Genomic DNA, 20,433 nt, shown 5'->3' with positions numbered 1-20,433 from the left:
CCTGAGCGAAGTCGAAGGCCACGCCCCACCGCTCGATCGGAAGACAGCCGTGCCTAAGCCACCGGCTGCTCGAACCGTTCGATCACCCATTCCTCTTCCTGTGCGGCGGCGATCCAGTCCTGCATGAAGGGATGGCGGAGCACCGCGTCCATATAGGGCAGGGCGAAGCGCGCGACGGGAAGCTGATAGGTCACGATCCGGGTGATGACCGGCGCGAACATGATGTCGACCGCGCCGAACGCGCCGAACAGGAAATCGCCCCCGCCCCCGAAGCGTGCCCGAGCCTGGGCCCATAGCTCCATGATCCGCTTGAGATCGACGACCACATCCTCGTCCGGGGTCTGGGCGGGATAAACCTGACGGATGTTCATGCTGTGCTTGCGACGCAGCGCGACGAAGCTGGAGTGCATCTCCGCCGCCATCGACCGGGCCATGGCGCGGGCGGCATCGTCCTCCGGCCAGAAGCGGTCGCGACCCACCTTGTCGGCCAGATAGTCGATGATCGCCAGGCTGTCCCACACCACCGCCTCGCCGTCCCACAGGATCGGCACCTTGCCGGAGGAGGGGGCGAACTCGGCCCCTTCGCGGCGCTTGTCCCAATCCTCGTCATAGAGCGGCACGACCACCTCCTCGAAGGGCAAGCCCGACTGTCGACAGGCGAGCCAGCCGCGCAGCGACCAGGAGGAATAGGCCTTGTTACCGATGATCAGCTTCATGGGACCAAGGGGTAACGAGCCCGAACCCGCGCCGCAACCGCACAAAAAAGGCCCGTTCGAGGGAACCGAACGGGCCTTCCTGATCCGGTGGCGAGGACGGCGATCAGCCGATGGCTTCCAGCACTGCCGCGCGGAGTTCGGGAATGCCCATGCCGCCCTCGCTGGAGGTGGCCAGGATGTCGGGGTGCGCGGCGGCACGCTTGCGCGCCTCCGCCTGGGTCCGCTCGACCACGGCGGCGAGTTCGGTCGCCTTCACCTTGTCCGCCTTGGTCAGCACGATGCGATAGCTGACCGCCGCACGGTCCAGCATCTCCAATATCTCGCGATCCACTTCCTTGATGCCGTGGCGCGAATCGATCAGCACCAGCGCACGCTTCAACGCCTGCCGTCCGCGCAGGAAGTCGTTCACCAGGAACCGCCACTGCTTGACCATGTCCTTGGGCGCCTTGGCGAAACCATAGCCGGGCATGTCGACCAGCCGCAGCACGGGGGGCGTGCCGACGTCGAAGAAATTCAACTCCTGCGTCCGCCCCGGCGTGTTCGAGGTGCGGGCCAGACCGTTGCGGTTGGTCATCGCATTGAGCAGCGACGACTTGCCGACGTTCGACCGCCCCGCCACCGCGACTTCCGGCACGATCGGGTCAGGCAGGAATGTCAGCGCGGGCGCGGACTTCAGGAAGGTGACCGGTCCGGCGAACAGCTTGCGCGCCGACTCGACCAGTTCCTCCGAAAAGCCGGTCGGCTCTTCGGAGGGGGCAGGGGGGGGGAGGTCGCTCACTTGGCCACCGGTTGTTTCAGGCCCGGATGGCGGGCGTAGAGCAAACGCTGTTGCAGGATCGAGATGCAGTTGGTCGTGATCCAGTAGACCTGAAGGCCGACCGCGAACGGCGCCATCACGAACATCAGCACCCAGGGCAGGATCGCGAAGACCTGCTTCTGCGCATCGTCCATCGGCTGCGGGTTCATCTTGAACTGGAAATACATCGAGATGCCCAGCAGGATCGGCACCACGCCGATCGCAATGAAGTGCGGCGGCACGAAGGGCAGCAGGCCGAACAGGTTGACCGGGGTCAGCGGATCGGGCGCGGACAGATCCTTGATCCACAGCACGAAGCCCTGGTGCCGCATTTCGATCGTCAGCATCAGCACCTTGTAGAGCGCATAGAAGATCGGAATCTGGATCAGGGTCGGCAGACAGCCCGCCAGCGGATTGACCTTCTCCTGCTTGTAGAGGGCCATGACCTCCTGCTGCATACGGACCTTGTCGTCCTTGTAGCGTTCCTGGAGCGCCTTCATCTTGGGCTGCACCGCGCGCATCGCCGCCATCGAGGCGAACTGGCGTTGCGCGATCGGGAACATCAGCGCGCGAATGGTGACGGTCAGCAGGATGATCGCGACGCCGAAATTGCCGACCAGACGGAACAGCCAGTCGAGATAATAGAAGATCGGCTTTTCGAGGACGCGCAGATAGCCCCAGTCGAGTGCGTAATCGAGCTTCGTCGCGCCTTCCTTGTCAGTATAGCGGTCGAGCAGCGCGACTTCCTTGGCACCCGCGAAGAAGCGGGTGGTCTGGGTGATCTGCTTGCCCGGCGCCAGCGTCTGCGGCTGGAGCGTATAGTCGGCCTGATAGGTCTGGCCCGCACCGGCACGGAACTGGCCGTCGAATGCCTTGGCCTGATCGGGGATCAGCGTCGCCAGCCAATATTTGTCGGTAAAGCCCAGCCAGCCGCCGGTGGTGGTGAAGCGGGTCGGGGCCTTGTCCAGATCCTTCCAGTTCGGGCCGTAATTGGCCGAACCGTTATTGACCGACATCGGGCCGACATGGATCGTCCAGGTGTCGGGATCGGCGGAAATGCCGCGATTGACGTAACCATAGGCCGCAACCGGCACGGGCGCATTACCGCCATTGGCCACCGTCTGCTGGACGGTGAACATATAGTCCTTGTCCACCGACAGGGTGATGCGGAACTGCTGGCCCGTGGCGTTGGCGGCGGACAGCGTGACCGGCTGGCCGGGGCGCAGCACCGGCGCGCTGGGGGTCCAGACGGCATCGGCGGCGGGCGGGTTCAGTCCGTCGGTGCGCCAGCCGAAACCGGCGAAATAGGCACCCTCCGCGCCGCCCGGCGACAACAGGCGGATCGGGGGCGAATCCTTCGCCACCGTTTCCTTATAGTCGAGCAGGACGAGGTCATCGATCCGTGCGCCCTTCAGGTTGATCGAGCCCTTCAGGCGGGGCGTCTCGATCGCCACGCGCGGGGTTTCGGCCAGCACCACGCGGCGATCGCGAATCGCGCGGGGCGTCGTCGCGGTCGGGTTGGCGGTGGAATTGGCCACGGCCACCTGCTTGCCGCCCTCGATCCTGGTCGCGGGCGGGTTGCTCGGGAAGAACTTGTTCTGGATGAGCGGCCATCCGAACAGGATCAGCGCTGCGATCACCGCGAACACGACGAAATTCTTGCGGTCTTGGTTCACGTCGAAACCCCAGTTGTGTCAGGGTACCGGGTCGGGTCCGTGCCCGCCCCAGGGATGGCACCGCGCAATGCGCTTGAGCGCCAACCAGCCCCCTTTGACCGCGCCATAGCGGCCAATGGCCTGTATTGCATAGGCCGAACAGGAGGGTTGATAGCGACAAGTCGGCGGCAGGATCAGCGAGGGGCCGAGTTGCCAGCCCCGCGCGATGAGGATCAAGGCCCGCGCGAACAGGGTCACGCGGGCTCTTGAGTCGGGGTGGCGGGCTGGCGATGCGCGCCGCCACGGGGGCCGCGCCCCTTGCCGCGACCATGGTGGACGCGCGGTTCGCGCGGTCGCTGGTCGGTGGCGGTTTCAGGATTCGCGGCGCGGGTCAGGGCCTTGGCCAGTTCGGCGGTGAGCGCGGCATAATCGCGCTCTATCCCGCCTTGCCGCCCGATCAGGACATGGTCCGCGCCGGCAATGCCCTTGACCGGCAAAAGATCGCGCGCGAGCGCTCGCAACCGGCGTTTCATCCGGTTGCGAACGACCGCGTTGCCGATCTTCTTGGTGACGGTGAAGCCGACGCGAATCGTCGCTTCACCGTCGTCACGCGGGCGAACCTGCAGCACGAAGCCGGGCATCGCCACGCGTCGCCCGCCATTGGCCGCGAGGAAATCGCGGCGGCGGGTCAGCGTCGTGATTACGCCGACAGCTTCTTGCGGCCGCGCGCGCGACGCGCCCGGATCACCGCACGGCCGCCGGGCGTCGCCATCCGCGCACGGAAGCCGTGACGGCGAGCGCGCACCAGATTGCTCGGCTGAAAGGTCCGCTTCATCGTTCATTCCTTGGATACGTCTGAATAAAAACGGCCGCCACGAGGACGGCCTTGGTGGCAAGCCGCTTACGCAAAGCGCGTGTTCAAGTCAATCGCCAGTCATCACTTGCGATGCGACGCCATCCTTTGCAGGAAGAACCGGCGGGCACGGGAGAGCGCGCATGAGGGGGCAAAGCATATGGCGACCATCGTGTCCACGGTGGCCTATCTGGGTCTGGAGGCGCGCGCCGTCGAGGTGCAGGTCCAGTTGATCGCGGGGTTGCCCGCCTTCAACCTGGTCGGCCTCGCCGACAAGGCGGTGGGCGAGAGCCGCGAGCGGGTGCGCGCCGCGATCGCCGCCATGGGGCTTGCCCTGCCACCCAAACGGATCGCGGTGAACCTGTCGCCCGCCGACCTGCCCAAGGAAGGATCGCATTTCGACCTGCCCATCGCGCTTGCGTTGCTGGCGGCGATGGGGGTCGTCGACGCCGAACTGCTGGCCGACCATGTCGTGGTGGGCGAACTGGCGCTGGACGGGCGGATCGGCCGATCGCCGGGCGTGCTGCTGGCGGCGATCCATGCGGGCTCGGTCGAGAAGGGGCTGATCTGCCCCGCCGCGCAAGGGGCGGAGGCGAGTTGGGCGGGCGGCGGTTCGGTGATCGCCGCGCCCGACCTGTTGTCGCTGATCAACCATCTGAAAGGCCACAGCGTCCTGCCTGTGCCGGAGGGCGGCACGGTAGAGGACGGTGCGCCCGGCCCCGATCTGTCCCAGGTCAAGGGACAGGAAAATGCCCGTCGCGCGCTGGAGATCGCGGCGGCGGGCGGTCATAACCTGCTGATGAGCGGACCGCCCGGATCGGGCAAGTCGCTGATGGCGGCCTGTCTGCCGGGCATCCTGCCGCCGCTCGACGCCGCCGAGGCGCTGGAAGTGTCGATGGTCCAGTCGGTGGCGGGCACGCTGGCCGGCGGGCGGCTGACCCGGACACGACCTTTCCGTGCGCCGCATCATTCCGCATCCATGGCGGCGCTGACCGGCGGCGGGCTGAAGGCGCGACCGGGTGAAGTGAGCCTCGCGCATCTGGGCGTGTTGTTCCTCGACGAACTGCCCGAGTTTCAACGCGCCGTGCTCGATTCGCTCCGCCAGCCGCTGGAGACGGGAACGGTCAGCATCGCGCGCGCCAATGCGCATGTGACCTTCCCGGCGCGGGTGCAACTGGTCGCGGCGATGAACCCGTGCCGCTGCGGCCATCTGGGCGACGCGGCGCTGGCATGTGCACGCGCGCCGCGCTGTGCCGCCGATTATCAGGCGAAGATCTCGGGGCCGCTGCTCGACCGAATCGATTTGTCGGTCGAGGTCCAGCCGGTGCGCGCCGTCGATCTCTTCCAACCCTCCACCGCTGAATCGTCGGAGATGGTCGCTCGGCGCGTGGCGGCGGCCCGTGCGCTCCAGACCGAGCGGTATCGCGACGCGGCTGTCACTGTCCGTACCAATGCGGAGGCGGACGGTGCTCTCCTCGAACGCTGGGCCATGCCGGACGAAGCGGGGCGCACGCTGCTGGCCGAGGCGGCGGAGCGGATGCGCCTGACCGCGCGCGGCTATACCCGCGTGATGCGGGTCGCCCGGACCATCGCCGACCTCGCGGGCACGGAGCGGGTGGGGCGCATCCATGTCGCCGAAGCGCTCAGCTATCGCCAGCGCCCTCCGACCAATTGACGCGCGCGGTCGCGGCGTGGAACGTTCGGCCATGGCAAAGCGGCATATGGCATCGACGCTGGCCCGCGCGACGGGGATCGCGGCCCTGATCCTGTTGGGGCCGCCGCTGACATGGTTGGCGATCCTGTGGTCGGACCCGGTGGCGTGGGGGCCGCAGGAGCCGATCTTCATCTATGGCCTCGCCGCTCTTGCGGTGACGCCGGGGCTCATCGGGCTGGCCCTACTTACCGTGCGAAGGAGCACCAAGTGGTTGATCCTGCCACTCTATCTGGTCGCTATGGCATTGGTGCTGATGACGACCCTGGTCTATTTCGTCTGCATCGCCACGCATGATTGTCCGTAGGCGACGACAATCACCGCTTGCGCCCCGCATCACCCTCGTCTAGCAGCGCCTCTTCGCTGCCCCTGTGGCGAAATTGGTAGACGCATTCGACTCAAAATCGAACGCCGCAAGGCATGCTGGTTCGAGTCCGGCCAGGGGCACCATCCTACGGGGTGTAAGGTGTTGAGATTGCGCCAGTTTTGCGCTTTCCGCACCATTCTATACCACCTTTCGTTCCCTCACTCTGATTAAGATCATGCCGAACATCGGCGATCTCCGGCGAACAAAGGCCTTTCTGATAGTTCCCTGTGGATTGGCTCGGTCTTCACGTATCGCTGGGGTGGCGTGTACCCTTCGGACGCCAATCGCTTCAGCGACGCGACCTGGACAAGGCGTCGACGACCCAGCTTGACTGTCGTTATATCGCCAGTCGCCACGAGCCCATAAAGCGGCTCCTTCGCCGAAGGCGAAACGAGACGGCGATCCGCATCTCTGTGTCTCACGGACAGCAGCTAAATTCGCGTCGGTAGAGCATAGGCAATCGAGTCCGATCGCCGCGCGGCTGGCGCGGTCAATGATTGATCTGGTCCGAAGCTTCGACAGATGAGTGATTGTCGAAACCGCTTCCAAGCCCCTCGATCTCCGATAGTCGAACCAAGGCGCTATCTAGGCAGATGCCAATGTCGAGAAGGCGGTGAGTATCCGCGATCGCTAAAGCTTCGGTGATTAATCGCCTCAGTCTCTGAAAATCTGGCGTATGATCGGTTTTGCGCATGTCTGCCGGCAAAGAGGAATAATGGGAGTAGGACAAGTTAAAAATCGGATAACAGATCGGGAATGGATCGAACGACGGCCGAATCGCTAAGCCCCCGGCAGCTGGAATGCCTGCGCCTCGTCTGGGAGCGCCGAATCTCAAAAGAGATCGCGCGCGAGCTCGGTATCTCCAAGACAACGGTCGATGGATACATTGCTGAAGCAGTCCAAGTACTTGGCGCGAAGGACCGCCGGGAAGCGGCAGCTATGGTTTTCGCGAATTTCCCCCCTGATCGGATCGGGGGTGATCCAGCACGGGTGGATCAGCCGGGTCAATCCGATGACGTCGGTGCACCAGCAATTGAGCCGGTAGCTCCACGGCCCCAGCATTACCGTGCATATGGTCTTGGGTTGCCGCTATCGACAGGGGAGCAGAACCGAAATGACCTATCTCCGATAGCAACCGTCTTCTGGATTTTCGCAATCGCCATAGCGGCCATGGCGGCGCTGGCCCTCTCCATCTCAATGGGCGTGGGGCTCGCGAGCTTCTTCCGGCCGATCTGGCACCTCGTAAAAAGCACCGGATAGCTGACGGCGGTATCCCCGCCTTCGGCGGAGATAATCTATGCGCAAAGAACGCCTTGCCGTCGCTCATTCTATCGCGAATGAACTGATACCTTACGAGCAGGAATTGGATGCTGCGATCATTCGCAACGCCAAGCTGACGATGGCTATAATCGATGGTCGCCGTCGCGCTAGGGCACCCCTGACGATCGCACAGAGGAGCTTGGAGAACGTCGCGTTAGCGAACGTGCGGCTGATCGAAGCGCGTAATCTCATCCACGAAGCCCATTACGACCTGCGTGAAGCGCAGTATGAAATAGGACTGGGGGCGGTTTCTTACGGCGATTACGGCGATACGCCGCCCCCGCCGCCTGCGGTTATGCGCCACGAAACGCGCCATGCGGTTGACGCCTGAATTGTCTCGGCCGACTGAGTGCGAAATGGGGAGCGCTCAGTCGGCATGAACACCTTCATGATCTTCGTCACGGGTTTTGCGCTATGCTTTATCTACGTCTGGGCCAGGGGCGGCGCGGTCGAGAGGATCGCAATGGTGTTGCAGCTGGCGGCCTTCTTAGCGGGATTCGCGGTTCCCAGGCTGCCGCACCAGTATGCCCACACAACGGTCTCGTGGGGCATTTTCATAATCGATCTTATACTCCTCATAGCCCTTGCCGTACTGGCGATAGCCTCACGGCGCTTTTGGCCGGTTTGGGTAGCGGGGCTTCAAGCCGCTACCGTCATAGCCCACGTGGCGAAGGCCGTGACACCCGAGATGTTGCCCATCGGTTATGGCTTTCAAATCCGCTTTTGGGGGTACGCCATGCTACTGCTGACCGCTGTTGGCACATGGCGGCATTGCCGGCGCAAGCGACTGCTCGGACACGATGCTTCATGGAAATGGCAAGCCGCAAGCGGATAATTGCCTTTTGCCAACTCGAGACGGCGTGATGTCCAGTTTGGACGTGCCTCTGGATGCCCAGGTCGCCGAACTCCAAAAAGCAGTAACTGCCTTGGTTCTTCAGCTAACAGCAATGCGGCCGGTGGAATGCCCTGTCAAAGATGTCGAACATGAGTCCGTTAAGGCGCGAAAGCTCTATGCCGAGCGTAGGCGACGAGAGAAGCATTTTGGCAATGACGGGGTTCTTTTCGGAGAGCCAGGATGGGACATCCTCCTTGATCTGTTCATTGCCTATGAGAAGGGGACGCCGCAGTCGGTCAGCGCGACGTGCATCGGAGCCTGCGTGCCCCAAACAACGGCGTTACGATGGATCACTTTATTAGAGCGTGAGGGACTGGTGCATTCGTGGCCGGACCAGCGAGACGGGCGCTATCGAATGCTCGGTCTTACACCCGCTGGCGTCGAAAAGATGATAAGGTACCTGAAGGACTGCCCCTAAATGCGACATGCCGCCGGATGCCAGTTCGAAGCACATTGTATCCCGACCCACGCCTTGGCACACATCAGGCATGATCATCCGCTCTGTTTTCGTCGTGTCGCTGCTGGCCGGTCTAACTTCGTGTGTTGCCCCACAGGCACCAACCCGAGACGCAGCGAATGAAGCGGTTGGGACCCGTCCGCTCAAGGTGGCGTCCTGGAACTTGGAGTTCTTGGCGGAGAGGAACGGCACAGGGTGCGAGCCGCGCACCGATGCCGATTATACGGCCATGCGCCAGATCGTCGACACGCTTGATGCCGACGTGATCGCTTTCCAAGAAGCGGAGAATGAGGCGGCGGCGGCGCGGGTGTTCGATCCGAAGCGCTACACGATCGTGATGGAAAAGCGCCCGGGTGCTGCGTCAGGCAGTTGCGGGGGCAAGCACCCTGAGCAGCAATTTATCCGTCAGGCCGTCGGGTTCGCGATCAGGAAGGGCATCGCGATCGACCGCAACCCGGACGTCACGGCGCTACAACTCGGCAACCCGCAGTTGCGTTCGGGGGTCGACGTTCGTGTGCGGGCGCCGGGCCACCAGCCCACACGGTTGCTCGCGGTCCATCTGAAGTCCGGCTGTTTCCAAGGTGACCGCGCCCAAGCCTGTGATGTCCTGCAACAGCAGGTGCCGGTGTTGGAGGATTGGATTGACCGGGCGGCCGTTGGCCCTGATCGCTTCATCGTCCTCGGGGACTGGAACCGCCGCCTGGCTGAGGCTGGTGACGCCGTCTGGACGGAACTCGACGACGGCAATCCTGCGAACTCCGATCTGCGACTGGCTGATGAAGGTGTGACGCCACGGTGCGATCCTCGGTACCGCTCGTTCATCGACCACATCGTCTTTGATCGTCGGGTGGCGGGACAGGCGAGTGGATTTGCCGAGACGACCTATGCGCCTGGGCAAAAGCATCTGTCCGATCACTGTCCGGTTAGCGCGCTCATCTCCGGTTGAGATTGTGCAGCCGCAACGCCTCTGGCGAAGGCCCGCTACGAGGCATAGCATCCGCTCACCCGACTCACGGGTAGGAGAAGACCCATGCGCTCGCTTGCCGTTATCGCATCCGCTCTTTCGCTCATCGCCGTTGCTACGCCATCGATCGCAGCGCCGTGTCGCGACGCGAAGGGGAAATTTGTGAAGTGCCCTGAGGCCGCTGCATCGAAGGCAACGCGCTGCAAAGCCGCAAATGGGAAGTTTGCTAAGTGCGGGACGCCGGGTGCGAAGCCGATCAAGTAATCCACCGATCAGCAGGTGGCGCAGCCTTCTGGATTGGATTCAGATCTGCGCCCTTGCGCTGGTCATGGCGTTTCCAATGCTTATCGCGATTGCCGGATACGTCAGGCGTACCATTCCGGTCATAGTGGCAGCATTGGGCAATTGACTAAACCCACTTTATAAATCCTAATCTCCCGCAATGCTTCGCAGACTGCGAATCAGAAACGGGGGTTATCTGATGTTGAAGTATTGCCTGGCGGGCGCCATTGCGCTCGCTTCTGTCGCTGCGCATGCGCAAATCGCTCAACCGACGCCGATCGCTGCTCCTACCACTAACGCCGCTGTCCTGCGTGTCGGGACCGAGGTTCCTCTTCGCCTTTCCGAAGAGTTGACCACCAAGGGCAAGCAACTCCGCGTCGGGCAGCGCTTTCACCTTGAAACGGCCGAGCCGGTCGTCGTGAATGGGGTCACCGTCATTCCGGCTGGCAGCCCCGCAATGGGTGAGATCACCGACGTCCGTAACAAGGGCATGTGGGGCAAGTCGGGTCACCTTGCAGGTCGCGTCCTGTTCGTGACCGTCAATGGTCGCCAAATCCGCATGTCGGGAGCGTTCGACGACAAGGGTGTGACCGGGACGGCTGGCGTCGTGGGGGCAATCGCCCTGGTTCCGGTGGCGGGCTTCCTGATGACCGGCACCAGTGCCAAGGTCCCGGCCGGGTCGATCGTGAAGAGCTTCGTCGACGAGGACGTGCCGCTTTCGATTGCTGCCACCGCGCCGCCTCCGCTTGCGGTCAACGCGACTGTGCCGGTCGCGCCGCAACCTGCGAAATAAGGAACTGGCTGGCTGCGTCGATCGCGGCCAGCCACTCGCTAGAGGTAAGCATGATCAACGGTAAGGCGTTGGCCATCATTGCGATGATGGTCACCACAGTTTTTCCGGTGAGCTCCGACGCCCGACGGCCGGCGCTTTCGGACGCGCAGGTGAAGCAGCGCATCATCAAGGCATCGATCTCGGCGTATCCGGGCAATTGCCCCTGTCCCTACAACTCGGCACGCAACGGATCGCGCTGCGGCCGTCGAAGCGCATGGGACCGTGCTGGGGGATATGCCCCCATGTGCTACGCCAGCGACGTCACGAAGGCTGACGTGCGTGCTTGGCGGGCAAGCCATTAAGCGTTCATCGGGCTGGCCTATGGCTTGGCCAGATCACATCCCGCTCGGAGAGCACGTTGCGAATCACAATTGGCCTAGCGATTGCCTGCCTATCGATCGTCTTTCCAGCGGCAGGTGCCCAGGCGGAACGATGTCCGCAGCTTTTTGCAGGGGGTGATGCGCCCGCCCTGAATAAGCCAAGTCTCGCTGAGGGAACGACCCAACTTTGCAATCGGGCATTCGCAGTCCTGCATTCGTCACGCACACGGACCCCGCTCTGGTCGGCCGAGCGCCTGACCCGCGCATCAGTGACGGCCGCGCGAAACTACGATCAGCGGAGCAATCGCTTTCATACCGATCCTCGGCTCCTGCCATCGGATCGTGCGGAGCTGAGCGATTTTGAGCGCTCCGGGTTCGATCGAGGCCATATGGCGCCGTCAGGTGATATGGTGGACGCTGAGTCAGACTATGAAAGTTTCAGCTTGGCGAACATCGCGCCCCAAGCGCCGTCGCTGAACCGTAACGGGTGGGCGGATCTTGAGCAGTACGTCCGTGGCCTGACAATGACGTTGGGGGAAACCTACGTCGTAACCGGCCCGCTGTATGAGGGGGCGACGATCAAGACGCTAAAAGGGCGCGTCCTTATCCCGACGTCCTATTGGAAAGCCGTATGGTCTCGCGGCCAGGGCGCGGGCGCTTGGATAGCGACGAATGCCGCAAAGCCAGTCTGGCAAGTCGTATCGATAGCTGAGCTGACCCGCCGGACTGGTATCGATCCGTTCCCTCAGCTCGACCGCGCAACCAGAGCCAAGGTCCCGGCATTTCCTACTTTCGATCGCACCAAAAGCTCGAGGAGAAGCAGGCCATGACGATGAAGCCTTTTGCTGATGACAGTGCTGTGGACACCATCGGGGATTTGTCGGCCGAGAACGCGCCGGACGCAGTTATGCTTTCCGGCTCTGTCGAGATTACCCGGGACAAGGCTGGTTTGAAGCGCGCTCGGTCGCTGAAGGCGTTGGTCGATGCCATCTGCGGCGAACTGGAAGCGGCCGACCTGCCTGATCGCCTAGAACGTGCAGGCAAGAGTGAGACTGGGGAAGTCGCCAACCCATTTGCCTGATCCGGCCAGGATGCGCGGGATCTATTTGCATCCCGCGTTGATTGGGGGGTGATGTGCAACCGAGCCCGATTTGACGGCGAGCCGCAGACGATATTTCAGTCGGCCGCCAAGCTGTTCGACGAACGACCGCGCGATAATCGCTTCCACCCCCAAGAACTGCGCCCGAAGGCCCGATCCTATGTGATACGGGAGCAGGAAGGTGAGCGTGCCTGGGACGTCATGTCTTGGGACGTGCTGGGCGGGAAAGCGCCGTACCCAATGACCAACGTGCGCAACCTGGGATTGCCGCAGTGGCGACGCCTGGCCGCTGATCCCGCGAACCGCTGCATCATCCCGCTCACCGAGTTCTGCGAGTTCACCCCCGAACGCCACGACCTAGGGGACGGCAAGCCGCCGCTAAAAGGTGAGATGTGGTTCAGCGTCACCGATCAGCCAATTTTTGTCGTCGCAGGGTTCTGGCAGCAGACGGCTGAGGGGCGGTCGTTCGCGATGGTTACCTGTGACGCGAACGAACTGGTGGAGCCCATTCACCCGAAGGCGATGATCACCGTCCTGCACCCGGGCGACGTGACGACGTGGCTACGCGCCCCGGCAGAAGAGGCAGTGGCGCTCCAGCAACCCTACCCAGCCAATCGCATGAAGGTGCGGGGGCCGGTCTTCCCGACTCGCGGTCGTTGAAAATCATCAAGCCGATGGCAGCAAAGCTGGTGGGCGTAAATATGAGGATTCGTGCTTTCGCGGATTGACCGTACCGTCTGTCTTTATTCGAGAATCGTGCAAGCCATTCAGAGTTAGACGAAATTGGCGGTTGATTGCAGTTGGCCCTGGATAGGTAAATTCGGGGGGCAATATCCATGGGTACCGCTGCAACAAGCATTCCGCTCGCTCTGTCGTTGATGATCGGGAGTTGCACTGTCGCAATGAACGGCAGCTTCGACTCGCCTGACGGCCTGCCCATCGTAATGCCCACGCCGACCCCGACACCCACCCCCACGGCTACGCCGACCCCGGCGGTCGGGAACCCCGACCGATATATGATTGCCTTCACGCGGCTGCGCATGCCGAGCGGGGCACTCGTCACTGCGGCCAACGAAACCCCGTTCGTGATGACCAGAATCCTAGTTGGCTCGCCTCAGAGTGCCGTTACCTCGGTTCGCTGCCACTTTGCGGGCTTCGCCTCGACCGAAGGTGGCAATTCGCCCCAGGAATCACTCCTGCCGGGCAATGCGACTAATGTAGACGGGTTCTGGGTATCAATCGGTACGACCAAGGTTCGCGCGACGTTCAATAATGCGACCGTCGCCACTGTCGACAGCGGATCCACTGGCGTGTGGACCGATGCCATCGATCTACCGGGCGGCATTCCGGCCAACAGCGATGTCGCGATGACGACGGCTTACCACACGGCCGCTGGTGAAAAGCAGATTCCCGTCTATCGCATTCAGGCTGGACGAGGCGAGCGTGTCTGGGGCGGTGCTGACCTAGCTAGCGTTTCCGCGCATCTGGATAGGCCTACTGACTTCAGCACTGCCTCACTCGACACTGGCAGCGGCCAGTCGCAGCCAGCCTATTATGGTCCGGACCTGTGCGTCGCCAAGGGCTGGGACGGTCGCCCGGTCGCGCTGGGCACGGTCGACAGCATCGGTGAAGCGCGCCAGGAATATGCCGTCGAGGCCGACACGCGCGGCAATTTGGGGTGGCTGCGCAAGTGGTTGGATACTGCCGACACAACCTTTGGGCGCGTGCCGCATTTCATGATCGGTATGCCGGGCGCCAAATCGAGCCTGGAGCTGAACACCGGCGCGCTTCTGCGATGGCAGGTGATCGACCAAGCCGCTCAGTTCAACACGGGGCGCGCTCTGCCATTTACGGTGCTGATCAATCAGCTCGGCCAGAACGACCTGAACTCCAAGTACACCACGATGCGGTCTAACTATGTCGGTTTCCTCGACCGATTCATTGCTCGCTATCCCGGTATTCGGGTGGTGGCGACCGGCGTGCTCCCCCGTACAACCAGCACCGACCTGTGGATGAGCAGAGCCGGGCAGACGGCCGTGACGGGGAATGAGTGGGGCACCGCGACGGGCGGCTGGGGCAGCGGATTCAAGTGGCAGTTGGAGGCCTATAAGGAGGCAGGAGCCGAGGGGCGCATCGCGGCGTACATCGATACGAAGCCTTTCTGGTACGATGCCGCAGCGCCTGGGACTTGGCCGGTCTTAGCGAGCCAGCCGACGCCCGAAGGCGTTCATCCCTATGCCGTGGCCGTGACGGCGATCGTCAAGGCAATCCCTCAGTCTGACAAGGCGAAGCTCCGCTAAATTGATGATCGCCCGCCATCCTGCGTCGCCAGGGTGGCGGGTGAACCGTCTATGCTCGAACCGTCGGCACCTCATCGATGCGCGTCGTCCAAGCGGGTGACCGCATCTCTGACCGAAGCCGCCACTGCCGCTTGAATCCCTGCCCGGCCGTGACGGCGGTGAACGTCCCGAAGCGCCCGTTCACCTCGTCCAGCGCAGCCATGAGACGGTCGCGCTTTTCCGTATCTACCTCGAATAGCGTCCGGGGGCGATCATCTGCCGCCATTAGATCGTCGAGCAGGATACCGGCCTTCGTGTAGGCGTATCCATCCCGCCAAGCTCGTTCCGCACACCGTCGGGCGGCGGCAATCAGCGCCAGGCTATCGCTCGTTATCGGGTGCAGCGTCACCGCGCGGGACCCGGCATATTGCGGACGGTCGAGCTTGTGCTTGTTGGTATGGAAGAATGCCGTCAGCCGCCCCGCGACGAGACTGTGATTGCGCAGCTTCTCCCCGGCCCGAAGCGCATATTGAGATAGAGCGCCCATCAGGCTGTCGAAGTCGGTCACAGGCGTCCCGAAGGACCGCGTGACGGCCATGCCCTTCCGCTGCGGCTCGACCGCCTCAACGGCGTCAGCAGGTATGCCGCGCAGCTCAGCGACCAGTCGCTCCAAGACGACCGTGCCGACGCCTCGGGCCTGCTTCATGGGCATATCTCGAAGTCCGGCGGCGGTGGTCACGCCCAGCGCTCCCAGCTTTAGTGCCGTGGCCTTACCGACACCCCAGACGTCACCGACGGGGAACGCCCGCATGACGTCCTGGCGCAGACGTTCATCACGCAGGTCAGCGACGCCACCGAAGCGCGGTTGCTTCTTCGCGGCGGCGTTCGCCAGCTTGGCCAGCGTCTTGGTATCCGCGATGCCAACGCAAGTGGGAATCGTCGTCCAGCGCAGGACCTGAGCGCGGAGGCGATGGGCATGGTCGACAAGATCGCGATCATCGAACCCCGTCAGGTCGAGGAATATCTCGTCGATCGAGTATATCTCGAAGTCCTGTACGAACGCTTGGCAGGCAGCCAGCACGCGGCGCTGCATGTCACCATAGAGCGTGTAGTTAGACGACCGGACCTGAATGCCATGGCGTCGGATCAGGTCACGCAGGTGATGGGCTGGATCACCCATCTTGATACCCAGCGCCTTCGCCTCGGCCGAGCGGGCAATTGCACAGCCGTCGTTGTTGGACAGCACGATGACCGGCACGCCCACCAGGCTGGTGTCGAACGCTCGCTCACAGCTGACATAATAGTTGTTGCAGTCGATGAGGGCGATTGGCGCGGTCATACGACCTTGCGCGCTACGCCCACCACGACGCCCCAAATCTCGACATACTCGTCGACGAGAATGTGTGAGAAACCATCCGCCTCCGGGACGAGCCAATATCGGCCGTCCATCTGCTTCAGGCGCTTCAATGTGCGGTCGCCATGCACCAGCGCGACGACGATCGAGCCAGCGCGGGCTCGCTTGGCGCGGTTGACCACGATCAGGTCGCCATCGGTGATCCCGGCGCCCGCCATAGATCCGCCCTCGACCCGCATGATGTAGCTGGCGGCCGGATGCTCGACGAGCCACGCACCCAGATCGATTGGTTCTTCCATGTCGTCTTGGGCAGGCGACGGGAAGCCAGCCGGGGTCCGGCACAGGAAGAACGGCACCTCACGCGGGATGAGGTCGAACGGCACGTCATGCAGGCGCATCGCAGGCTGGGCTGTCACGTGACGGGAAGCGCGAGCTGTTCGCCAGCGGCAGCTAGACAGGCACGCGCTGCCAGTGCTCCATCGACCGCCTGACGGTAATGCACGGTCCCGTATCGCTCCGCCTCGTCGAACGCGAACTGCGCCCATTCGTCAGAGGGGTAGCAAGCCTCATAGATAGCGCGCGCTGCTTCGCGCAGGCGGGGGTCGTGCTGCATCATGCTCATATTCCAGCGATTCGTGACCCGGCCTAGCTGGAACGAAAGGGGAACATTAGTCAATGGGGGATGCAGTATGAGCCAACAGCCGTCTTTGGCTTGGAACAAAATATGTACAAATGCGGAGGTGGTCGCTATAGCCATTTGAGACAGGCTGTTGCCAAATGCGCGTTTACCGTTTGTCAACCCCGAGTCGCCATGGTAGACAACGATATGCCCGCAATGCAGCCTTGGTATAACGCCGCAAAAGCGGCTCAGGTGGCAGCGTTTTTCGCTCGCCGTGAGGGCGGTAGCATAAATGTCCTAAAGCTGACGAAGCTGGTATATATTGCGGACCGTCGTAACTTAGAGAAATTTGATTTTCCCATTACGTGGGATAACTTTGTGTCGATGGATCATGGGCCGGTAAACTCAATAACCTATGATTGCATAAATGGCATGCATGGCGGCTTGGAGGATTGGGAGCGGCATCTTACCGGTCGATCCGGTTATTCAGTCGGTCTGGCGGGAAATGTAGGCGACGAAGATTTAGACCAGCTGAGCGAAGCTGAACTCGAGACGCTCGCTGAGGTATGGGCTGAATTTGGTCAGATGAGCCAGTATCAGGTCCGCGACTGGACCCATGCAAATTGCCCTGAATGGGAAGATCCACACGGGTCATCGAACCCAATTCCGCTCGCTCGCATTCTCAAGTTCCTCGGCAAAAAATATGCAAACGAGCTTGAAGACGAGTTGCTAGCTGAGAGGCACGTTAAGGAAGTATTTGCGTAATGGCGTATGCGCCTGCGCGATGCGATACGCTGCTGATTCCAACCGGACCGGTGGGGGACCACCTTTTCGTAATAACGACGGATGCTTGTCCTAATGGACTGCACGTCTTGGCGAACTTTACTAAGGTTGCACCCGATAGATTTGTTGATGATGCGTGCCTACTTGCGCCGGGGGAGCATCCGTTCATAGTGCAAGATAGTTACGTCTTGTACCGTAGTGCGATTATTCAGCCGTCGCTTCGCTTAAGCAATATGGTTGACGGGTGGGTGTATAAGAATGGGCATCCAGCATCTGTCGAACTGACTGACCGCATCCTTGCCGGATTTGGAAAATCGCGTTTCACGCCAAAATTCATAAAGACCCACTTGGAAAATCTCGGGCTGATTTAAAAAGTCAGCCAACCACCATCGCCTCAATGATCGCCTGCATCAGCACGTGACGCGGCACTGGCACCCCGACCGACACATAGCCGGGGTTCTGTGCCGCCCGCGTCCCATAGAGGTTGATCCACTTGCGCCCATGCTGCCGCCAAGCACGCTGTAGCGGTACGACGGGTAGCAACAGACACATCCCGGCTGGGGCATAGGCATACCCAATAAAGTCGGCAGCTAGGGGCTTCTGAATCCAGCCTGGCACGCGGCGGGCTTCATCCGACCAGCGCTCCAGCAGGACATCGGGCCAGTCGTGCATCCGCACCTTCTCGTCGACCGTGTACGTCCGCCCGCAAGACAGGGTGAGCAGCCGGTCTATCCCGCCCCGCTGCGCCCATCCGTCTTCGCGGACGGCCACCGCTGACACCATCGTCGGGAACGCGCGGCGATAGAGTGGCAGCCACCAATCCGCGTCGACGAAGCTCTCGGACAGCGCCAGGCTATCCCGGAAGCGATGCACACGCGGAGAGCCCGCCGCTCGACGATCGCGAGCGACGGGCCTGTGTTCCATGCGCCGGGACGGGACCGGCGGCGTGATCGGTTCAGGAGTGAACGTCATCCGCTTCCGTAGGGTCGTCTTCCTCCAGGTCCTCGGGTTCGAGGTCCGTATCTCCGTCCAGTTCGTCCATGCGGTCGATCAGCCGTTCGGTGATCCGCGCCAGTTCGGCACGGGGGAGCGAGGGGATGGTGGCGAGTACGGCATGAGGCGATGCGACCCGGTCCAACCGATGCCAGGGACGGCGGCGCGATCGGCGCCAAGGCATCGCACGGTTGGCGCTGGGCGGCGGGGTGACGGCTGCATGTCCCATCATGCTGCCTCCCCGTAGTGCCGTTGCTCGATAGTCTGGCGCACTGCTTCCGCCCGGTCAGGATACCCGACGATCTGTGCCATGAGCGGCGTCAGGTCATCGGAGGGACAGTCCTGGATAACCAGCCACAGCTTGCGGTCGGACGTCAGCGCATAGCCGCCGCCGATCTGAACGAGGGCATGGAGCCAGACGGTGGGGTTGAAGGACGCGGGGTGGAGGGTGGCCATGTCAGCGCACCCCCTCATCACCGATCGGCGCGGCATCTGGCAACCAGCGCCGGACTTGCCCGGCGTGATACCGCAATTCATCTTCCACCTCGTTCGTCCGCCAACCGGAGACAGGCAGGAGTTCGGCCAGCTTGGTGATGCAATTCGGTAGCGCGATCGCGATCATTTCGTTCAGGTCACGTCGTTCTTGCTGCGTTGCCTCGTCCCCGGCCGAACTGATGACGTCGTGATGGGCGGCCAGTCGCAGAAGGACCGCCAGCACATCGGCAGCGTCCTGCGGGGGCTCGTGGATGATTGCGCAAGTGAGGGCCGAATGCTGGCGGCTCCAGGACCGAGACGGCATGGAGTCATTAGCATTATGGGGAGCTTGGTCGGTTGTGGCACCCCGGTCGATGGCACGCTCGAGCATCGCCATCAGATCGCGGATCGGCGTTCGCGGTTGGGTGTGAAGCCCACCCGACAGTAGCCGACGGGCGTGACGCATAAGCCGGTTCGCATTGTCATCATCAATGGCGCTGGCACCACAATACGACATGTGTTCCAGCAGACGGGTAAATTCCGCCCAAGTCGTGGGTTCGGCCATGTCGGCGTCATGCGATGCTGCGCATACCGCCTGTTCTTCCTGCTCGAACGTGATGGGGTCTTGTTCCTCCAAGTCGGACGGCAGGCTGTTGAAGCGGCGGCTGGCGGCGTCAGAAGCGTCGAGCAGCGCGCAGAAGGCTTCGCTGGTGGTCGACATGTCAGCGGCCCTCCACGTTCGCGATGCGGGCCACGTCGTCCGCAATCTCTTCCAGCCAATCACGGCCATCGCCCATGTCGTTCTTGATCATGAACGCCAGCTTCGCGTGCAGGTCGGTAACGGTGGTGACCGGGTGCGTCGCAACAGCCGACTCGGCATCGGCATAGGCGTCGTTCAGGGCATTGCTGCGATCGACCGCAGCAGTCAGGCCCGTGTCGCGATGGATACGGGCGCGGTGACGCTGTCGTTGTAGATCGGCCGCAACCAGACGGCGCAGCCCGGGGCTATTGGGATGGTTGCGCGCTGGATCACGTTCGACGAGGCCACGGGCGACGCTGACCGCGCCTGGGTTCGCAGTGGTCCAGTAGGGATCACCGTCAATGTCGACCGCGACATGTGGGATCTGGGACGCAAGCGCCTTTGCCGCCGCATCGGCGGGTTTCAGGACCAGATTGTCGTGGTCCTCCGACACTTGCCAGGCCTCGGCGCTGGCCGCGATCAGCTTGGCCAGGGCAGGGCTGACGCCCGAACTGGCGGACATTGTCGATGCGACCGCCGGGACGGCAGCGGCAAGCGCGACGAGGCCAGCGCCCCCGAACAGGGCGCGACGGGTGGTTTCGGTGGCCATCGTTCAGCCCTCCCGCGCCATCAGGCAGCCGTTCGACGGATGCCGGGTGAAAAGGCGCTCGCAGGCGTCGGCCGCGATGACAGCTTCGATTGCGCGCTGCTGACGTGCGTTGGTGGCGCGGTGTTCACCCGCCAGCGAGCGGGCATAGGCGCCGGGGTTGCCGGTACGCAGATGCTGACGGGCAAGATCGACGGCGCGGCCGGTCGATTTGCTCAGTCCGTTTGAGGCACAGGTGATCTTGGCCGGACGCACAGCGTCCGGTAGAGGGGCAGTAGCCATAGTCGTTCCTCCAGAACGGTTGTGGTTAGGCCCGGT

Annotated in this window: 30 protein-coding genes and 1 tRNA gene; 15 read left to right on the top strand and 16 right to left on the bottom strand. The window is 62.7% G+C overall.

Annotated elements, in window-relative coordinates; all coding sequences use genetic code 11:
* Nucleotides 1–53: 53 nt before the first annotated feature.
* The 6 genes from QE379_RS15650 to rpmH form a co-directional block, all read right to left on the bottom strand.
* On the bottom strand, nt 54–716 hold the full coding sequence (locus tag QE379_RS15650) for a glutathione S-transferase (RefSeq protein WP_307001923.1): 663 nt from the start codon (nt 714–716) through the stop codon (nt 54–56).
* Between the two features lie 103 nt (nt 717–819).
* Nucleotides 820–1,494, bottom strand: coding sequence for a ribosome biogenesis GTP-binding protein YihA/YsxC (yihA, locus tag QE379_RS15645; RefSeq protein WP_307001921.1), 675 nt, complete (start codon nt 1,492–1,494; stop codon nt 820–822).
* Nucleotides 1,491–3,188, bottom strand: a complete 1,698-nt coding sequence (gene yidC, locus QE379_RS15640; protein ID WP_307001919.1) for a membrane protein insertase YidC — start codon at nt 3,186–3,188, stop codon at nt 1,491–1,493. Before yidC ends, yihA begins: the two co-directional genes overlap by 4 nt.
* Before the next feature lie 18 nt (nt 3,189–3,206).
* Nucleotides 3,207–3,419: a membrane protein insertion efficiency factor YidD gene (gene yidD, locus QE379_RS15635; RefSeq protein ID WP_042490341.1), complete on the bottom strand. Its 213-nt coding sequence runs from the start codon at nt 3,417–3,419 to the stop codon at nt 3,207–3,209.
* A gap of 2 nt (nt 3,420–3,421) precedes the next feature.
* The gene (gene rnpA, locus QE379_RS15630; RefSeq protein WP_307003253.1) at nt 3,422–3,859 is read right to left on the bottom strand and encodes a ribonuclease P protein component; all 438 of its coding nucleotides are present in this window, start codon (nt 3,857–3,859) and stop codon (nt 3,422–3,424) included.
* An 8-nt stretch (nt 3,860–3,867) separates the two neighbouring features.
* A complete protein-coding gene (rpmH, locus tag QE379_RS15625) occupies nt 3,868–4,002 on the bottom strand; it encodes a 50S ribosomal protein L34 (RefSeq protein WP_007404632.1) in 135 nt (44 codons plus the stop codon).
* 178 nt (nt 4,003–4,180) lie between these two features.
* Between rpmH and QE379_RS15620 the strand changes: the two genes are divergently transcribed.
* From QE379_RS15620 to QE379_RS15610, 3 genes are all read left to right on the top strand, one after another.
* Complete coding sequence (locus tag QE379_RS15620; RefSeq protein ID WP_307001917.1) at nt 4,181–5,695, top strand: YifB family Mg chelatase-like AAA ATPase; 1,515 nt, start codon at nt 4,181–4,183, stop codon at nt 5,693–5,695.
* 46 nt (nt 5,696–5,741) lie between these two features.
* Nucleotides 5,742–6,038, top strand: coding sequence for a hypothetical protein (locus QE379_RS15615; protein ID WP_307001916.1), 297 nt, complete (start codon nt 5,742–5,744; stop codon nt 6,036–6,038).
* A gap of 58 nt (nt 6,039–6,096) precedes the next feature.
* A tRNA-Leu gene (locus QE379_RS15610) sits at nt 6,097–6,181 on the top strand.
* Between the two features lie 407 nt (nt 6,182–6,588).
* On the opposite strand, the gene QE379_RS15605 is transcribed toward QE379_RS15610, so the two are convergent.
* Nucleotides 6,589–6,792, bottom strand: coding sequence for a hypothetical protein (locus tag QE379_RS15605; RefSeq protein ID WP_307001914.1), 204 nt, complete (start codon nt 6,790–6,792; stop codon nt 6,589–6,591).
* Between the two features lie 62 nt (nt 6,793–6,854).
* On the opposite strand from QE379_RS15605, the gene QE379_RS15600 reads away from it, so the two are divergent.
* The 11 genes from QE379_RS15600 (at nt 6,855) to QE379_RS15555 (ending at nt 14,567) form a co-directional block, all read left to right on the top strand.
* Entirely contained in the window at nt 6,855–7,358 is a 504-nt protein-coding gene (locus QE379_RS15600; RefSeq protein WP_307001912.1) for a helix-turn-helix transcriptional regulator, read from the top strand.
* 37 nt (nt 7,359–7,395) lie between these two features.
* The gene (locus QE379_RS15595; RefSeq protein WP_307001911.1) at nt 7,396–7,749 is read left to right on the top strand and encodes a hypothetical protein; all 354 of its coding nucleotides are present in this window, start codon (nt 7,396–7,398) and stop codon (nt 7,747–7,749) included.
* A 45-nt stretch (nt 7,750–7,794) separates the two neighbouring features.
* Complete coding sequence (locus QE379_RS15590; RefSeq protein ID WP_307001910.1) at nt 7,795–8,253, top strand: hypothetical protein; 459 nt, start codon at nt 7,795–7,797, stop codon at nt 8,251–8,253.
* A gap of 28 nt (nt 8,254–8,281) precedes the next feature.
* Complete coding sequence (locus QE379_RS15585; RefSeq protein ID WP_307001909.1) at nt 8,282–8,731, top strand: hypothetical protein; 450 nt, start codon at nt 8,282–8,284, stop codon at nt 8,729–8,731.
* A gap of 7 nt (nt 8,732–8,738) precedes the next feature.
* The gene (locus tag QE379_RS15580; RefSeq protein WP_307001907.1) at nt 8,739–9,716 is read left to right on the top strand and encodes an endonuclease/exonuclease/phosphatase family protein; all 978 of its coding nucleotides are present in this window, start codon (nt 8,739–8,741) and stop codon (nt 9,714–9,716) included.
* A 499-nt stretch (nt 9,717–10,215) separates the two neighbouring features.
* Complete coding sequence (locus tag QE379_RS15575; RefSeq protein ID WP_307001906.1) at nt 10,216–10,809, top strand: hypothetical protein; 594 nt, start codon at nt 10,216–10,218, stop codon at nt 10,807–10,809.
* A gap of 50 nt (nt 10,810–10,859) precedes the next feature.
* Nucleotides 10,860–11,150: a hypothetical protein gene (locus tag QE379_RS15570; protein ID WP_307001904.1), complete on the top strand. Its 291-nt coding sequence runs from the start codon at nt 10,860–10,862 to the stop codon at nt 11,148–11,150.
* Nucleotides 11,132–11,998, top strand: a complete 867-nt coding sequence (locus QE379_RS19650) for a DNA/RNA non-specific endonuclease (RefSeq protein WP_373461804.1) — start codon at nt 11,132–11,134, stop codon at nt 11,996–11,998. The genes QE379_RS15570 and QE379_RS19650 overlap by 19 nt, the downstream gene beginning before the upstream one ends.
* On the top strand, nt 11,995–12,249 hold the full coding sequence (locus tag QE379_RS15565) for a hypothetical protein (protein WP_307001903.1): 255 nt from the start codon (nt 11,995–11,997) through the stop codon (nt 12,247–12,249). Before QE379_RS19650 ends, QE379_RS15565 begins: the two co-directional genes overlap by 4 nt.
* A gap of 51 nt (nt 12,250–12,300) precedes the next feature.
* Entirely contained in the window at nt 12,301–12,927 is a 627-nt protein-coding gene (locus tag QE379_RS15560) for an SOS response-associated peptidase family protein (RefSeq protein WP_307001901.1), read from the top strand.
* Nucleotides 12,928–13,283: 356 nt separating this feature from the next.
* The gene (locus QE379_RS15555) at nt 13,284–14,567 is read left to right on the top strand and encodes an SGNH/GDSL hydrolase family protein (RefSeq protein WP_307001899.1); all 1,284 of its coding nucleotides are present in this window, start codon (nt 13,284–13,286) and stop codon (nt 14,565–14,567) included.
* A 49-nt stretch (nt 14,568–14,616) separates the two neighbouring features.
* On the opposite strand, the gene QE379_RS15550 is transcribed toward QE379_RS15555, so the two are convergent.
* The 3 genes from QE379_RS15550 to QE379_RS15540 are packed head-to-tail and all read right to left on the bottom strand — an operon-like array spanning nt 14,617 to nt 16,516.
* Nucleotides 14,617–15,885, bottom strand: coding sequence for a Y-family DNA polymerase (locus tag QE379_RS15550; RefSeq protein WP_307001897.1), 1,269 nt, complete (start codon nt 15,883–15,885; stop codon nt 14,617–14,619).
* Nucleotides 15,882–16,316 carry a LexA family transcriptional regulator gene (locus QE379_RS15545; RefSeq protein ID WP_307001895.1) on the bottom strand — a complete coding sequence of 145 codons (435 nt, stop codon included), beginning with the start codon at nt 16,314–16,316 and terminating at the stop codon, nt 15,882–15,884. The genes QE379_RS15550 and QE379_RS15545 overlap by 4 nt, the downstream gene beginning before the upstream one ends.
* Nucleotides 16,313–16,516: a hypothetical protein gene (locus tag QE379_RS15540; RefSeq protein WP_373461803.1), complete on the bottom strand. Its 204-nt coding sequence runs from the start codon at nt 16,514–16,516 to the stop codon at nt 16,313–16,315. The genes QE379_RS15545 and QE379_RS15540 overlap by 4 nt, the downstream gene beginning before the upstream one ends.
* A gap of 195 nt (nt 16,517–16,711) precedes the next feature.
* On the opposite strand from QE379_RS15540, the gene QE379_RS15535 reads away from it, so the two are divergent.
* Nucleotides 16,712–17,284: a Panacea domain-containing protein gene (locus tag QE379_RS15535; RefSeq protein WP_307001894.1), complete on the top strand. Its 573-nt coding sequence runs from the start codon at nt 16,712–16,714 to the stop codon at nt 17,282–17,284.
* A 393-nt stretch (nt 17,285–17,677) separates the two neighbouring features.
* On the opposite strand, the gene QE379_RS15530 is transcribed toward QE379_RS15535, so the two are convergent.
* From QE379_RS15530 to QE379_RS15505, 6 genes are read right to left on the bottom strand one after another with little or no spacing between them, the layout of a single operon-like run.
* A complete protein-coding gene (locus QE379_RS15530; RefSeq protein ID WP_307001892.1) occupies nt 17,678–18,226 on the bottom strand; it encodes a hypothetical protein in 549 nt (182 codons plus the stop codon).
* Nucleotides 18,227–18,257: 31 nt separating this feature from the next.
* Entirely contained in the window at nt 18,258–18,527 is a 270-nt protein-coding gene (locus tag QE379_RS15525) for a hypothetical protein (protein ID WP_294271809.1), read from the bottom strand.
* On the bottom strand, nt 18,524–18,751 hold the full coding sequence (locus tag QE379_RS15520) for a hypothetical protein (RefSeq protein ID WP_307001890.1): 228 nt from the start codon (nt 18,749–18,751) through the stop codon (nt 18,524–18,526). Before QE379_RS15520 ends, QE379_RS15525 begins: the two co-directional genes overlap by 4 nt.
* A gap of 1 nt (nt 18,752) precedes the next feature.
* A complete protein-coding gene (locus tag QE379_RS15515; protein WP_307001888.1) occupies nt 18,753–19,490 on the bottom strand; it encodes a hypothetical protein in 738 nt (245 codons plus the stop codon).
* Between the two features lies 1 nt (nt 19,491).
* Complete coding sequence (locus tag QE379_RS15510; RefSeq protein WP_307001886.1) at nt 19,492–20,118, bottom strand: hypothetical protein; 627 nt, start codon at nt 20,116–20,118, stop codon at nt 19,492–19,494.
* A 3-nt stretch (nt 20,119–20,121) separates the two neighbouring features.
* Nucleotides 20,122–20,370 carry a hypothetical protein gene (locus tag QE379_RS15505; protein WP_307001884.1) on the bottom strand — a complete coding sequence of 83 codons (249 nt, stop codon included), beginning with the start codon at nt 20,368–20,370 and terminating at the stop codon, nt 20,122–20,124.
* Nucleotides 20,371–20,433 lie beyond the last annotated feature (63 nt).

This window comes from Sphingomonas sp. SORGH_AS_0879, from assembly GCF_030819175.1.
Lineage (GTDB): Bacteria > Pseudomonadota > Alphaproteobacteria > Sphingomonadales > Sphingomonadaceae > Sphingomonas.
The sequence above is the reverse complement of the archived record's forward strand: the minus strand, read 5'-3'. Positions and strand labels throughout refer to the sequence as shown.

Coding starts and splice junctions, on each gene's coding strand:
- QE379_RS15650 (WP_307001923.1), bottom strand. CDS start 716: ATGAAGCTGATCATCGGTAACAAGGCCTATTCCTCCTGGTCGCTGCGC.
- rpmH (WP_007404632.1), bottom strand. CDS start 4,002: ATGAAGCGGACCTTTCAGCCGAGCAATCTGGTGCGCGCTCGCCGTCAC.
- QE379_RS15620 (WP_307001917.1), top strand. CDS start 4,181: ATGGCGACCATCGTGTCCACGGTGGCCTATCTGGGTCTGGAGGCGCGC.
- QE379_RS15615 (WP_307001916.1), top strand. CDS start 5,742: ATGGCATCGACGCTGGCCCGCGCGACGGGGATCGCGGCCCTGATCCTG.
- QE379_RS15605 (WP_307001914.1), bottom strand. CDS start 6,792: ATGCGCAAAACCGATCATACGCCAGATTTTCAGAGACTGAGGCGATTA.
- QE379_RS15600 (WP_307001912.1), top strand. CDS start 6,855: ATGGATCGAACGACGGCCGAATCGCTAAGCCCCCGGCAGCTGGAATGC.
- QE379_RS15595 (WP_307001911.1), top strand. CDS start 7,396: ATGCGCAAAGAACGCCTTGCCGTCGCTCATTCTATCGCGAATGAACTG.
- QE379_RS15590 (WP_307001910.1), top strand. CDS start 7,795: ATGAACACCTTCATGATCTTCGTCACGGGTTTTGCGCTATGCTTTATC.
- QE379_RS15585 (WP_307001909.1), top strand. CDS start 8,282: ATGTCCAGTTTGGACGTGCCTCTGGATGCCCAGGTCGCCGAACTCCAA.
- QE379_RS15580 (WP_307001907.1), top strand. CDS start 8,739: ATGCCGCCGGATGCCAGTTCGAAGCACATTGTATCCCGACCCACGCCT.
- QE379_RS15575 (WP_307001906.1), top strand. CDS start 10,216: ATGTTGAAGTATTGCCTGGCGGGCGCCATTGCGCTCGCTTCTGTCGCT.
- QE379_RS15570 (WP_307001904.1), top strand. CDS start 10,860: ATGATCAACGGTAAGGCGTTGGCCATCATTGCGATGATGGTCACCACA.
- QE379_RS15565 (WP_307001903.1), top strand. CDS start 11,995: ATGACGATGAAGCCTTTTGCTGATGACAGTGCTGTGGACACCATCGGG.
- QE379_RS15560 (WP_307001901.1), top strand. CDS start 12,301: ATGTGCAACCGAGCCCGATTTGACGGCGAGCCGCAGACGATATTTCAG.
- QE379_RS15555 (WP_307001899.1), top strand. CDS start 13,284: ATGATTGCCTTCACGCGGCTGCGCATGCCGAGCGGGGCACTCGTCACT.
- QE379_RS15550 (WP_307001897.1), bottom strand. CDS start 15,885: ATGACCGCGCCAATCGCCCTCATCGACTGCAACAACTATTATGTCAGC.
- QE379_RS15540 (WP_373461803.1), bottom strand. CDS start 16,516: ATGATGCAGCACGACCCCCGCCTGCGCGAAGCAGCGCGCGCTATCTAT.
- QE379_RS15535 (WP_307001894.1), top strand. CDS start 16,712: ATGGTAGACAACGATATGCCCGCAATGCAGCCTTGGTATAACGCCGCA.
- QE379_RS15530 (WP_307001892.1), bottom strand. CDS start 18,226: ATGGAACACAGGCCCGTCGCTCGCGATCGTCGAGCGGCGGGCTCTCCG.
- QE379_RS15525 (WP_294271809.1), bottom strand. CDS start 18,527: ATGATGGGACATGCAGCCGTCACCCCGCCGCCCAGCGCCAACCGTGCG.
- QE379_RS15520 (WP_307001890.1), bottom strand. CDS start 18,751: ATGGCCACCCTCCACCCCGCGTCCTTCAACCCCACCGTCTGGCTCCAT.
- QE379_RS15515 (WP_307001888.1), bottom strand. CDS start 19,490: ATGTCGACCACCAGCGAAGCCTTCTGCGCGCTGCTCGACGCTTCTGAC.
- QE379_RS15510 (WP_307001886.1), bottom strand. CDS start 20,118: ATGGCCACCGAAACCACCCGTCGCGCCCTGTTCGGGGGCGCTGGCCTC.